General features: G+C 64.3%; 14 protein-coding genes and 3 tRNA genes. 13 read left to right on the plus strand and 4 right to left on the minus strand.

What is annotated here, in order from left to right; all coding sequences use genetic code 11:
- Positions 1-171: 171 nt before the first annotated feature.
- Positions 172-714, plus strand: coding sequence for a Pycsar system effector family protein (locus tag shn_RS06970; protein ID WP_064329767.1), 543 nt, complete (start codon positions 172-174; stop codon positions 712-714).
- Positions 715-861: 147 nt separating this feature from the next.
- Positions 862-2,094 (plus strand): M10 family metallopeptidase C-terminal domain-containing protein, encoded by a 1,233-nt coding sequence (locus shn_RS06975; RefSeq protein WP_064329768.1) that lies wholly within the window; start codon positions 862-864, stop codon positions 2,092-2,094.
- A 67-nt stretch (positions 2,095-2,161) separates the two neighbouring features.
- Here the strand turns inward: shn_RS06975 and shn_RS35765 are convergent, their stop codons facing one another.
- The 4 genes from shn_RS35765 to shn_RS06990 all read right to left on the minus strand — a co-directional run bounded on the left by shn_RS35765 (position 2,162) and on the right by shn_RS06990 (position 4,829).
- Complete coding sequence (locus shn_RS35765; protein WP_145925880.1) at positions 2,162-2,350, minus strand: hypothetical protein; 189 nt, start codon at positions 2,348-2,350, stop codon at positions 2,162-2,164.
- On the minus strand, positions 2,347-2,514 hold the full coding sequence (locus shn_RS36340) for a hypothetical protein (RefSeq protein ID WP_162852974.1): 168 nt from the start codon (positions 2,512-2,514) through the stop codon (positions 2,347-2,349). The genes shn_RS35765 and shn_RS36340 overlap by 4 nt, the downstream gene beginning before the upstream one ends.
- Positions 2,515-2,654: 140 nt before the next feature.
- Positions 2,655-4,421, minus strand: a complete 1,767-nt coding sequence (locus shn_RS06985) for an adenylate/guanylate cyclase domain-containing protein (protein ID WP_064329770.1) — start codon at positions 4,419-4,421, stop codon at positions 2,655-2,657.
- A 332-nt stretch (positions 4,422-4,753) separates the two neighbouring features.
- A tRNA-Val gene (locus shn_RS06990) sits at positions 4,754-4,829 on the minus strand.
- Between the two features lie 243 nt (positions 4,830-5,072).
- Between shn_RS06990 and shn_RS06995 the strand changes: the two genes are divergently transcribed.
- The 11 genes from shn_RS06995 (at position 5,073) to shn_RS07045 (ending at position 12,406) form a co-directional block, all read left to right on the plus strand.
- A tRNA-Asp gene (locus shn_RS06995) sits at positions 5,073-5,149 on the plus strand.
- Between the two features lie 48 nt (positions 5,150-5,197).
- Positions 5,198-5,274, plus strand: a tRNA-Asp gene (locus shn_RS07000).
- 535 nt (positions 5,275-5,809) lie between these two features.
- Positions 5,810-6,175 (plus strand): NADH-quinone oxidoreductase subunit A, encoded by a 366-nt coding sequence (locus shn_RS07005; protein ID WP_064329771.1) that lies wholly within the window; start codon positions 5,810-5,812, stop codon positions 6,173-6,175.
- Positions 6,166-6,747, plus strand: coding sequence for an NADH-quinone oxidoreductase subunit B family protein (locus shn_RS07010; protein WP_064329772.1), 582 nt, complete (start codon positions 6,166-6,168; stop codon positions 6,745-6,747). Before shn_RS07005 ends, shn_RS07010 begins: the two co-directional genes overlap by 10 nt.
- Before the next feature lie 18 nt (positions 6,748-6,765).
- On the plus strand, positions 6,766-7,368 hold the full coding sequence (locus shn_RS07015) for an NADH-quinone oxidoreductase subunit C (RefSeq protein ID WP_064329773.1): 603 nt from the start codon (positions 6,766-6,768) through the stop codon (positions 7,366-7,368).
- Between the two features lie 91 nt (positions 7,369-7,459).
- Positions 7,460-7,795: a four helix bundle protein gene (locus shn_RS34920; RefSeq protein ID WP_084437831.1), complete on the plus strand. Its 336-nt coding sequence runs from the start codon at positions 7,460-7,462 to the stop codon at positions 7,793-7,795.
- A 57-nt stretch (positions 7,796-7,852) separates the two neighbouring features.
- On the plus strand, positions 7,853-9,043 hold the full coding sequence (locus shn_RS07025) for an NADH-quinone oxidoreductase subunit D (RefSeq protein ID WP_064329775.1): 1,191 nt from the start codon (positions 7,853-7,855) through the stop codon (positions 9,041-9,043).
- Positions 9,043-9,285, plus strand: a complete 243-nt coding sequence (locus tag shn_RS07030; RefSeq protein WP_064329776.1) for a hypothetical protein — start codon at positions 9,043-9,045, stop codon at positions 9,283-9,285. Before shn_RS07025 ends, shn_RS07030 begins: the two co-directional genes overlap by 1 nt.
- A gap of 16 nt (positions 9,286-9,301) precedes the next feature.
- Positions 9,302-10,438 (plus strand): NADH-quinone oxidoreductase subunit E, encoded by a 1,137-nt coding sequence (locus shn_RS07035; protein ID WP_064329777.1) that lies wholly within the window; start codon positions 9,302-9,304, stop codon positions 10,436-10,438.
- 11 nt (positions 10,439-10,449) lie between these two features.
- The gene (gene nuoF / locus shn_RS07040; protein ID WP_064329778.1) at positions 10,450-11,754 is read left to right on the plus strand and encodes an NADH-quinone oxidoreductase subunit NuoF; all 1,305 of its coding nucleotides are present in this window, start codon (positions 10,450-10,452) and stop codon (positions 11,752-11,754) included.
- A 4-nt stretch (positions 11,755-11,758) separates the two neighbouring features.
- Complete coding sequence (locus tag shn_RS07045) at positions 11,759-12,406, plus strand: hypothetical protein (RefSeq protein ID WP_064329779.1); 648 nt, start codon at positions 11,759-11,761, stop codon at positions 12,404-12,406.
- The last annotated feature ends 25 nt before the right edge of the window (positions 12,407-12,431 follow it).

Here is a 12,431-nt window from a genome sequence, read left to right on the forward strand (position 1 = left end):
GGCGGCGCGGCGCTGGACTGCTGGGGACGACGGGCCGGGGGGCGGGGCGAGGTTCTGCATGCAACCAGAACTCGACATCCCCCGAAAAAGTCAAGCGGTGCGGCGGGCAGGCCGTTGCTTTCCCAAGGCACTCGGCTATCACGCAATGAGTGCAGGAAGGATAGAAGCGACATGACGGCTTTGGAAACGCGGCAGACCATCCTCGAACGGGCCCTCGATGGCACGCAGGGCATCGCCCTTGAGCATTTCGACCATATCCGCCGCATCAACGACGTCTTCTACGACCAGGTGAAGATCTCCGACCAGAAGGCCGCCTATATCTTCACCTTCATGATCGCGCTGCTGGTCACGTCCACCGAAAGCCGCGCCGTCTTCACCTGGTCGCGTTATGCGGAGGGCAACCCGGCGGCGATCGTCTTTTCCGGCCTGCTCGCCTTCGCGCTGATCTTCTCCATCGTCTCGGCGATCCTCGTCGTGCTGCCGCGCCGGGTGGACAAGGCGACCTCGCTGTTCTGGGGCGCCTGGCCGCATCACCGCGAGGGCTTCCGCAAGGCGGCGCACGACCGCGATATCGGCTATCTCTTCGAGCAGTACATGCAGAATGCCGATGCCATGGCCTCCATCGCCCGCGACAAGTACCGCTTCGTCGGCTTCGCCTTCCGCGGCCTGCTGATGACGGTCATCGCCTATGTCGCGCTGCTGGCGACGCGCTGAGCCTGCTGCCGGCGGCGCCATGCCGCTCATCCCGGAAAATTCCGCGTCGGCGGCGGGCTTTGCCGCAAATACGGCGCGACGCCATCTTTTAGCGGGAGGAATATTAGCCTACGCTTGCCGGGATTGGGGAGCGGGGGAGAGAGGGCGATGCTGAAGAAGCCACCGTCGGACTATGCACGAGGCTTTCACACCAAGGCGTTCGAGTGGAAGGGCATCTATATCCTTGCCAACGACGCCGTTCCCGACGAGGCGGTCTACCGGGCTGCGGAGATCGTCTTCAACGCGATCGCCGGGGCTGGAAAATACGTGTCCGCGATCGTCGATGCCGGCGGCCGCTTCGCCATCATCCCGGAAGGCACCAAGATCACCAAACTGCCGGATTATTCTGATCTCGGTGCGTCCTGGGACATCTATCGGGGGCTGGGGGCCGTGCTGGGGCGGCCGACCTCGTCGTCCGGCGAGGAGAACCTGCTCAATTATCCGACCGACCCCTATGGCGGCAGCGAGAGCATCGCGCTGCACGAATGGGCGCACGCGATCGACAATCTCGGCGTATCGACGGTCGACAAGGGGCTGATGGACGCTTTCGCCGCCGCCTATGACAATGCCAAGCGCGCGGGCCTATGGAAGAACACCTATGCGGACGACACGCTCGACGAATATTTCGCGGAGCTGAGCCAGGCCTATTTCAACGACAATCCCGAGCGGGAGGGCGCGGACGGCATCCACAACGAGATCAACACCCGCACCGAGCTCGCGAAATACGACCCGAAGGCCTATGCCATCCTGAAGAAGATCTACGGCGAGGGAAAATGGAGCCCCGGCGACTTCTTCGGCGAGGCAGGTGCCGATGTGCTGAAGGGCACGTCCGGCGACAACCTGATCTTCGGCAATAGCGGCAATGACCGGATCTATGCCGGCGCCGGCGCCGACTACGTGCTGGGCGGCACCGGCAACGACACGATCAGCGGCGCCGCCGGCAAGGACAAGCTGATGGGCGAGGCCGGCAACGACAGGATCAGCGGCGGCGGCGGTGCCGACAGTCTCCACGGCGGCTCCGGCGCCGATGTCTTCGTCTTCGCCTCGATCCGGGATTCGACCACGTCAGCATCCGGCCGCGACACGATCGCGGATTTCAATCGCGCCCAGAAGGACAAGATCGATCTCAAGGCGATCGATGCGAACACGAAGTCCGCCGGCGACCAGGCCTTCACGTTCATCGGCACCGATTCCTTCCACAAGAAGGCAGGTGAACTGCGCTATGAGAAGAAGAGCGGCGACACGTTCATCTATGCGGATGTCAACGGCGACGGAAAGGCCGATTTCTCCATCCTGCTCGACACCAGCGTCAGCCTGAAGGTGACGGATTTCGTTCTTTAGGCCGGCTGCGGCCGTCTTGCTGCGTATGTGACGGATCGCGCCGCTTTCCGGCGCGGACCGGCGTGGATCACGGTCGCCCTTCGGCCTTGTATTGCCGGCGCATGATGAGCGTTGCGACGGCAAGTCGTTCCTCGACGGCGTCCCGCTCGGCAATCAGCGTGCGCAGCGCCTCCAGGGCATCGCCATTGTGAAGGGCGAGGATTTCGGCGGCTTCCTCGCGCACGATAGCGCCCTGTCGTCTCACAATGTGCATCATTGCAGCCGCAGCTCCAGTTGCGTCTTGGACTTCAGCACATAGAGGGGCCGCGCGACCGCCTCCAGCTTGCGCTGGAACTCCGCCCGGTGCGCCTGCTGCTTTTCGCGCAGGGCCCGGCAGGCAGCAACTTCGGCCAGGGCCCGTTCGATGGCATCGCTTTGCATCGGCACCTCCATTTGTTCCCTTTATGTTCTTATTTTTGACGGCAACTGTCAAGCGGCGTCTGGCGCCCGTGCGGAACACGGCCGGCGGAAAGACGGGAAGACCATGGCAGTGATGCCGGGATAAAGGCCCCGGCGAGGCGTCACCCGGAAACGGCGGCGCCGACGAGCTGGCGAAGCGCCTCGCTGTCGCGAAAGCACAGGACCTCTATCGGTTCCTGCTTCCCGGCCAGCATCACGGGGGCGAAGGTGAAGGCGTGCGGTTCGCCCGCCGCCATCAGGACCGCTTCCCTGGAGGCAATCAGGGTCGCGCCCAGCTGCTTGGTCTGGGCCTCCAGGCGCGCGGCGACATTGCCGGTGTCGCCAAGGAAGGGCATGCCTTCGAGGCCGCCCGTCCACTCCGTGCCGACGACCGCCACCCCGACATGCAGGCCGATCCCGATGCGCAGCGGCTCGCTCAGTTCCTGCCGCAGCTCCTCGTTCAGGGCGTCGATCCCCTCCCAAAGCCGCAGCGCGGCGCGAAAGGCGTCGCGCGCGGCGTCATGCGTCGGCCCGTCGGTGCCGAAGACGCTCATGACGCCGTCGCCGGCAATGTTGGTGACATGGCCGCCGCTCGCCCGCACGGCCGAGCACACGGCCTTGATGTAGCGTTCGACGATGAAGAAGGTGTCGTAGGGCAGGCGATCGTCGGCAAGGCGCGTGGATTGGCGCAGGTCGACGAAGAGCGCCGCCACCTCCACCTCCCGGCGGGCGGCCGTCGCGGGCCCGAACCGGCCCTTCGGCAACTGCGCCGCGGTGGCGGAATGCACAAGCGGAACGACGGTGAGATCGTGTTCAGGCCGGATCTGGCAGGCGAGCCGCACGGATGGCGGTGCCCCGATGCGCCGCAGGAGGCGCTGCTCGTCGCCCGCCGGGGCCGGCAGCGTTTCGCCGCCGGCGGTGACCTCGACGCGGCAGGTCGAACACCGGCCCCGGCCGCCGCAGACGGACGCGTGCGGAATGGCCGACCAGCGGCTCGCCTCCAGCACGCTGAAACCGGCGGGAACGGAGACGACACGGCCGCCGGGATAGGTGATCCGGACCGAATCGAACCGCGTGGCATGCCAGCCGCGTGCCATGCGCAGGATGACGATGCCGGCCAGCAGCGCGAGATAGCCCATGGTGAGACGGTTTGCGACGGCATTGGCCTCGGCCGCGGCGGTGGCGGCAGGCGAACCCGGCAGGTCGTGAAGCCCCGGCCGCAGGGCTTCCATGCCCTGCGCGGCGAGATCGCGCATGTCGAGGCCCGCATTGATGAAGCCGAGCACGGCCAGCACGGGCAGCAGGGTGGCGAGCGACATCAGGATCGGCACGGAACGCGGATACCAGGACTTGCCGCGCAACCAGGCGCGCACGCCGATGCAGCCGTGGATCCACACGACGACGATCAACAGGAACTGGCGGGGCAGGCCGACCTCGGGACTGGCGACCCAGAGCGCGTAGACGGTCTTGTCGAAATCGATTCGCGCGCCGTAGACGCCCTTCAGATAGGCGATCGCCCCGGCATGGGCGAAGAGCACGGCCGGGATGGCCAGCCCGAAGACCAGCTGCACCGCATCGACCGCGGGAAGCCGCAGATGCCGTCGCCGATAGAGGGCGCGCAGCCCGAGTGCCGCGTGGATGGCGAGCCCGCCGTACAGCAGGACCCGCCCCGGCAGGCTCTGCCACGGCTGGAAGAGCACCCGGCTCGCCATTTCCATCGCCTCGATCGAGCGGATGCCGAAGGCCTGGTTGAGAAGGTGCATCGCCGCGTAGAGAAAAAGGGTCAGGCCCGTCCACAGCCGAAGCCGGCGCAAAAACGCCCGGGAGACCGCCGGGCGTTCGCCGGTTTCGCTGCCAAAACGCTGCTCCGGCGCGACCTTGCCGCTCAAGCAAAACCCCTCATAGGCGTGAGATCCAGAATCCACCCGCAGGATGGCGCGGCGTCTTGCCCGGTTTGTCGGCAGATTGCCGGTGCATGGACATCATCGACGGAACTCTCGGTGCAAATCCGCTCTTTCTGGAGTCAACTAGCGGCTCGGGCCCTGATTGCAATCGGAATTTGATGCGCCACGGGACAATTCTCCGCGATCTTCGAACGGGAGGACGCGGCCCGAAAGGGCGTGGGCACAGGACAGGCGTCAGTGGCGGCAGGCCCCGGAATGACGGTTCCCCGCGCAGAGCGCGTTGAAATCACAGACGAACTTGAATTTCTGAGGGAAAATGGTGGGCGATGAGAGACTCGAACTCCCGACATCCTCGGTGTAAACGAGGCGCTCTACCAACTGAGCTAATCGCCCGCCGCGTTGGTGGCCGTGATCTATGCGGAACCGGATCAAACCGCAAGAGGCAATCGCAAAGTTTTTGCATTTTTTTGAACGCGGCCATGAAGATGCCCGAGGCTGTGGAAACATTTTCGGACGCGTCATTCTTTTGTCGTGAAACCTGCTTGACACCCAAAGGCGAACCCCTTAGTTAGCCGCTCATCGAACGGCTCAGGCCGCTCGGGACGGATGGTTCGCCTTCCGGTCGCTTTCGAGGATGCGGGTGTAGCTCAGTCGGTTAGAGTGCCGGCCTGTCACGCCGGAGGTCGCGGGTTCGAGCCCCGTCACTCGCGCCACTCGAAGGGCCGGACGAAACATGCGGGGGCCGCAGGGCCACAAGATGCGCGGGTGTAGCTCAGTCGGTTAGAGTGCCGGCCTGTCACGCCGGAGGTCGCGGGTTCGAGCCCCGTCACTCGCGCCATTCTTCTTTCTCCCCAGGGTATTGCCGCAGTTTCTTCGCGTGATGCTTTGCGCCCGGTCGCCGTTCCTCTCTTTATAAGATTCACCCATATTCCTTGCGATGGACTCGCATGTTCCGGAATTCCTGCCCTGGGCATGAAGGACGGTGATTCCATGCGGAGAGGGAGGGGCTTCCGCCTCCGGGCCAGCTCTTGAAATCTGGGGATGTGGGTGCTTCCCGCGCGCAGCGGCGATACGGTGGGGCGATCATGTGTCCGATCACAATGCCGGCGGTTTGCGGCCCTTTTTCTTCGCATCTGCGGCGAAACGTCCCGCATTGCACCCATCCTGAAATCGTAACGATTTAAATGGCTTTGCGTCCGGGGTTTCGCGGCCGCCCGGAAAACAACACAATGAATGGGGCGAAAGCCGGACAAAGCCTTGCGCGGGGCCGCTCACTGCGCTAACGACGGGGCGTTGCAACATACTTTCTCGGCTTGCAGGTCTTGGACCAACAGGCGTCTCTCCGGCGCCACGAGCAGGCAGGATGGACGCCAATGACTGAACTTCTCGGTTCCTATATCCCGATCGCCATCTTCATCGGTATCGCGCTCGTGATCGGCCTTGCACTGCTGGTCGCGCCGTTTGCTGTCGCATACAAGGCCCCCGATTCGGAAAAGCTCTCCGCTTACGAGTGCGGCTTCAATGCGTTTGACGATGCGCGCATGAAATTCGATATCCGCTTCTACCTGGTGTCGATCCTCTTCATCATCTTCGACCTCGAAGTCGCCTTCCTCTTTCCCTGGGCCGTCTCCTTCGGCGACATGGGCTGGTTCGGCTTCTGGTCGATGATGGTCTTCCTCGGTGTGCTGACCATCGGCTTTATCTACGAATGGAAGAAGGGAGCGCTCGAATGGGAGTAGCCCACACCAACGCGACGCTCGTCGCGCCGCAGGCCAAGGGGATCATCGATCCCAACACCGGCAAGCCCGTCGGCAGCAACGACGCCTTCTTCGGCGAGATCAACAACGAACTCGCCGACAAGGGCTTTCTCGTCACCTCGACGGATGAGCTCATCACCTGGGCCCGCACCGGCTCGCTGATGTGGATGACCTTCGGTCTCGCCTGCTGCGCGGTCGAGATGATGCAGCTCTCCATGCCGCGTTACGACGTCGAGCGCTTCGGCTTCGCCCCGCGCGCCTCGCCGCGCCAGTCCGACGTCATGATCGTCGCCGGCACGCTGACCAACAAGATGGCGCCTGCGCTCCGCAAGGTCTACGACCAGATGCCGGAGCCGCGCTACGTCATCTCGATGGGCTCCTGCGCAAACGGCGGCGGCTACTATCACTATTCCTATTCGGTGGTGCGCGGCTGTGACCGCGTGGTGCCGGTCGACATCTATGTACCAGGCTGTCCTCCCACGGCGGAAGCGCTCCTTTACGGCGTGCTCCTGCTGCAGAAGAAGATCCGCCGGACCGGTACGATCGAGCGTTAAGGGCAGGGGACTTTAGATATGAGCGAAGCCCTCCAGGAGCTTTCCTCCCATATCGGCGAAGCGGCCGGCAATCTCGTCGCCTCCGCCGATATCGCCTATGGCGAACTCACCCTGAAGACGGACGGCGCCCGCGTCGTCGAGCTTCTGACCTTCCTGCGCGACGACGTGCAGTGCGGCTTCGTCAACCTCGTCGATATCTGCGGCGTGGACTGGCCGGCCCGCGCCGAGCGTTTCGACGTGGTCTATCACCTGCTGTCGCCACGCCAGAACGTGCGCATCCGCGTCAAGGTCGCGACCGGCGAGGACCAGCCCGTCCCCTCCGCCTGCGCGGTCTATCCGGGCGCCGACTGGTTCGAGCGCGAAGCCTACGACATGTACGGCATCCTCTTCACCGGCCATCCGGACCTGCGCCGCATCCTCACCGACTACGGCTTCGAGGGGCACCCGCTGCGCAAGGATTTCCCGACGACCGGCTTCGTGGAAGTGCGCTACGACGACGAGGTCAAGCGCGTCGTGTACGAGCCCGTCGAACTGAAGCAGGAATTCCGCAACTTCGACTTCCTCTCCCCCTGGGAAGGCACGGACTATGTGCTGCCGGGCGACGAGAAGGCGAAGCAGTAATCAGGAAGTAGGCAATAGCCAATAGGCAGTAGGAAGGAGCAAGCGGACGACGATCAATTCCTATCAGGACCTGAAGGTTTGGCAGCGTGCCATGGATCTAGCGGTCGAAAGCTATGAACTGACGCGGCGGTTTCCCCGTGAAGAGGTTTATGGAATGGTATCGCAAATACGCCGGTCGGCGGCCTCGGTTGCCGCCAACATTGCGGAAGGTCATGGCCGAGATGCTACAGGGCACTATGTCCAGCATCTCAAGTTCGCCCAGGGTTCGCTGAAGGAGTTGGAGACGCATCTGATACTTTCATCCCGCGTTGGAATTGCTTCGCCTGAGAAGGTGATTTCCTTGATGAAGTCGAGTGATGAAGTAGGAAGGATGCTCAGATCGCTGATCCGCAGTTTGCAGGATGGACGAAATGAACGCACGGAATGAACTAACCCCTACTGCCTACTGCCTATTGGCTAATTCCTCCCAGCGCGGAGCGCGCCCATGAACGAGCACAACGTTCGCAACTTTAATATCAACTTCGGGCCGCAGCACCCGGCAGCACACGGCGTGTTGCGCCTCGTGCTCGAACTCGACGGCGAAATCGTCGAGCGCGTCGATCCGCATATCGGCCTCTTGCACCGCGGCACCGAGAAGCTGATCGAGACGAAGACCTATCTCCAGGCCGTGCCCTATTTCGACCGCCTCGACTACGTGGCGCCGATGAACCAGGAGCACGCCTTCGCGCTTGCCGTCGAAAAGCTGACGGGCACGGAAGTGCCGATCCGAGGCCAGCTCATCCGCGTGCTCTATTCGGAAATCGGCCGCATCCTCTCGCACCTCCTCAACGTCACGACGCAGGCCATGGACGTCGGCGCGCTGACGCCGCCGCTCTGGGGCTTCGAGGAGCGTGAAAAGCTGATGGTGTTCTATGAGCGGGCCTGCGGCGCGCGCATGCACTCGGCCTATATCCGTCCCGGCGGCGTGCACCAGGATCTGCCACACGAGCTGGTGGAAGACATCGGCAAGTGGATCGACCCGTTCCTGAAGACCGTCGACGACATCGACGAGCTTCTGACCGGCAACCGCATCTTCAAGCAGCGCAACGTCGATATCGGCGTCGTGAAGCTGGAAGACTGCTGGGCCTGGGGCTTTTCGGGCGTGATGGTGCGCGGCTCGGGCGCGGCCTGGGACCTGCGCCGTTCGCAGCCCTACGAGTGCTATTCCGACCTCGACTTCGACATCCCGATCGGCAAGAACGGCGACTGCTACGACCGTTACGTGATCCGCATGATCGAGATGCGCGAAGCGGCGAAGATCATGCGCCAGTGCGTCGACCGCCTGCTCGGCGATGCCAAGGTCGGCCCGGTCTCTTCGATCGACGGCAAGATGGTGCCGCCGAAGCGCGGCCAGATGAAGCGCTCGATGGAAGCGCTCATCCACCATTTCAAGCTCTACACCGAAGGCTACCACGTGCCGGCCGGCGAGGTGTACGCGGCCGTCGAGGCGCCGAAGGGCGAGTTCGGCGTCTATGTCGTCGCCGATGGCACCAACAAGCCGTACCGCTGCAAGATCCGCGCCCCGGGTTACGCCCACCTGCAGGCGATGGATTTCATCTGTCGCGGCCACCAGCTCGCCGATGTCTCGGCGATCCTCGGCTCGCTCGATATCGTGTTCGGCGAGGTCGATCGCTGATGCCGAACGTTGCCCTTGCCACGCTGATCCTCTTGGGGACCGCCGCTGCCGCCAACGCGCAGCAGGAGGTGCAGATCGGTGCGTCCGGCACCACCATGGGGGCACTGGCGAGCCAGGGCTACGAGATCAAGGCGGCGGCGCCGAACGGCAGCCGCTACGTCGTATTCATGCAGAAAGACACGTCGGCCTACGCCTGCGAATTCGTCAACACGACGCAAACGCAGTGCCGGCAGATCAATTGAGACAAGGCGTTACAGAATGTCCGTTCGTCGACTAGCCGATGACAATGTCCAGCCCGCCAGCTTCGCCTTCACCAAGGAGAACGCGGCCTGGGCCAAGGCAACGATCAACAAGTATCCGAAGGGCCGCCAGCAGTCGGCGGTCATCCCGCTTCTGATGCGGGCGCAGGAGCAGGACGGCTGGGTCACCAAGGCGGCGATCGAATCCGTCGCCGACATGCTCGGCATGGCCTATATCCGCGTGCTCGAGGTCGCGACCTTCTACACCCAGTTCCAGCTGCTGCCGGTCGGTACGCGCGCCCATGTCCAGGTCTGCGGCACGACGCCCTGCATGCTGCGCGGCGCGGAAGACCTGATCAATGTCTGCAAGAAGCGCATCCATCCCGAGCCCTTCCATCTCAACGAGACGGGCACGCTCTCCTGGGAAGAGGTCGAGTGTCAGGGCGCCTGCGTCAACGCGCCGATGATCATGATCTTCAAGGACAGCTATGAGGACCTGACGGCGACGCAGCTCGAGCACATCATCGACCGTTTCGATGCCGGCAAGGGCGCCGACATCACGCCCGGCCCGCAGGTCGACCGCATCTTCTCCGCCCCGGTCGGCGGCCTCACCAGCCTCAACGAGCCGGAAGCGGCGACGAAGAAGGCGCCGGCCCGCGCCAGGAAGACCGAGGAGGAGAGCATCAGCGTTCCCCCGTCGAATGCCGCAAAGCCGAAGACGGATGCCGTCGAGACCGATCCCAAGCTGAAGACGCCGGCGACCGCCAAGGCCGAAGCGGCCGCCAACACCAAGGTGACCGGCGACACGCGCGCCGAAGGCGGCGATGCCGCCGCCAAGCAGCCGATCGCGGCCGCCACCGGCAAGCCGTCGCTGGAAGACAAGAACCGTCCGGCCGGCATCGCCCGCCCGCAAACGCCCGACGACCTGAAGCTCATCTCCGGCGTCGGCCCGAAGATCGAGGGCATTCTCCACGAGCTCGGCATCTTCACCTTCGCGCAGGTCGCGGCCTGGAAGAAGGCGGAGCGCGAATGGATCGATTCCTATCTGAATTTCAAGGGCCGCATCGAGCGCGACGACTGGGTCAAGCAGGCCAAGGCGCTCGCCAAGGGCGGCGAAGCGGAATACATCCGCGTCTTCGGCAAGAAGCCGCGGTAAAGGGGTGAATCATGCTTAAGGACCAGGATCGCATCTTCACCAACATCTACGGCACCAAGGACAAGTCGCTGAAGGGCGCCATGGCCCGCGGCCATTGGGACGGCACCAAGCAGCTGCTCGAAAAGGGCCGTGACTGGATCGTCAACGAGGTCAAGGCTTCGGGCCTGCGCGGCCGCGGCGGCGCCGGCTTCCCGACCGGCCTCAAGTGGTCCTTCATGCCGAAGGAATCCGACGGCCGTCCGCACTATCTCGTCGTCAACGCCGACGAATCCGAGCCCGGCACCTGCAAGGACCGCGATATCCTGCGCCACGATCCGCACACGCTGATCGAAGGCTGCGTCGTCGCCTCCTTCGCCATGGGCGCGAACGCCGCCTATATCTATGTGCGCGGCGAGTTCATCCGCGAGCGCGAGGCGCTGCAGGCGGCGATCGACGAGTGCTACGACGCCGGCCTTCTCGGCAAGAACAACAAGCTCGGCTACGACATAGACATCTATGTCCACCACGGCGCCGGCGCCTATATCTGCGGGGAAGAGACCGCGCTGCTCGAAAGCCTGGAAGGCAAGAAGGGCCAGCCGCGCCTGAAGCCGCCGTTCCCGGCGAATATGGGCCTCTATGGCTGCCCGACGACGGTCAACAACGTCGAATCGATCGCCGTGACGCCGACCATCCTGCGCCGTGGCGCGAGCTGGTTCTCCTCGTTCGGCCGCCCGAACAATGTCGGCACCAAGCTGTTCATGATGTCCGGCCACGTCAACCGTCCCTGCACGGTCGAGGAGGCCATGGGCATCTCCTTCAAGGAAATGGTCGAAAAGCACGGCGGCGGCATCCGCGGCGGCTGGGACAACCTGCTTGCCGTCATCCCCGGCGGCGCATCCTGCCCGGTCGTCAAGGCCGAGGACATGATGAACGTGACGCTCGACTTCGACGGCCTGCGCGAGGTGAAATCCTCCTTCGGCACCGGCGGCATGATCATCATGGATCGCTCGACCGACATCATCAAGGCGATCTGGCGCATCTCGGCCTTCTTCAAGCACGAGAGTTGCGGCCAGTGCACGCCGTGCCGCGAAGGCACCGGCTGGATGATGCGCGTCATGGAGCGCATGGTGCGGGGCAATGCGCAGAAGCGTGAAATCGACATGCTGTTCGACGTGACGAAGCAGATCGAAGGCCACACGATCTGCGCGCTCGGTGATGCGGCGGCCTGGCCGATCCAGGGCCTCATCCGCAATTTCCGCCCGGAAATCGAGGCACGCATCGACCAGTACACGGCCAACGCCATGGCGCATGGCGCCGTGCTCGAAGCAGCGGAGTAAGGCGATGAAGACGCCGGCAGGACAGGATGCGAATGCAACCAGGGTTCAGCCGGCGGAAACCGGCGGGAGCGATCCTTTCGGGCTCGCGCCCTGGCTGAGAACGATGCCGGACGTGCCGCTGCACCCGCTGATGGCCCATCCGGTGGCGGCGATGGCCGCGACGACCGCGATCGGCTTGGGCATTGCGGGCCAGATGGCCGGTGCGATGCTGGGCCTGATGCAGAGCGCGGCGGAGCGGGCCAAGGTGGCGCTGGACGAGGCCGCGGAGGCGAAAGCGCCGCCGCAGCCGGTGGAGCCGGTCAAGGCGAAGCCGGTGCTGACCGTGGTGCCGAAGGCGGAAAAGCCCGCCGTGGCGAAGACGGTAACGGTGGCGCGCGAGAAAAGTGCGACGCCGAAGACGGCGGAGGCCAGGCCGGTGCGCAAGGCTCCGGCGGCAAGGACCGAAAAGGCCGACGACCTGAAAGCGATTTCGGGCATCGGGCCGAAGCTGGAGCAGGTGCTGAACGGCATGGGCTTCCGGCGCTATGCCGACATCGCGGGCCTGAAGCCCGCCGATGTCGCAAGGATCGAAGCCGAACTCGGTTTCGCAGGGCGCATCGCCCGCGATGGCTGGGTGGAGCAGGCAAGGGCGCTGGCGAAGGGCAGGGGCTGAGACCCCGCCGGAACCGGCAGATGGA

It is taken from the genome of Shinella sp. HZN7 (genome assembly GCF_001652565.1).
GTDB classification, from domain to species: domain Bacteria; phylum Pseudomonadota; class Alphaproteobacteria; order Rhizobiales; family Rhizobiaceae; genus Shinella; species Shinella granuli.